Source organism: Xenorhabdus beddingii (assembly GCF_002127545.1).
GTDB classification, from domain to species: Bacteria; Pseudomonadota; Gammaproteobacteria; order Enterobacterales; family Enterobacteriaceae; genus Xenorhabdus; species Xenorhabdus beddingii.
In genome coordinates, this window is sequence record NZ_MUBK01000199.1 from 1 (window position 1) to 250 (window position 250).

The window sequence follows — 250 nt, forward strand, 5'->3', positions numbered from 1 at the left end:
AGGCTTTTTTACCATTGGGTTTTTCGTTTTCGGCCCCCAATTATTGATTGGGATGGCTGCGGCAGAATGTTCACATAAAGATTCTGCGGGAGCAGCCACGGGGTTTGTGCAGGGCGCGAGCATACTTTTTTAAAGTCTCTTGAATGAAGGAGAATGACATGATCTAATCAGCTTTATTTTCCTCTTCATGACTCACCTATGACTCTCATTGAACATTTATCCGTTGTGAAAGAAACCCGCTCTGATATCA

1 pseudogene is annotated in these 250 nt (G+C 43.2%); it reads left to right on the forward strand.

Going from position 1 to position 250, the window contains the following annotated elements:
• A pseudogene (locus Xbed_RS20455) lies at positions 1-109 on the forward strand (hypothetical protein); the annotation flags it as partial.
• Positions 110-250 lie beyond the last annotated feature (141 nt).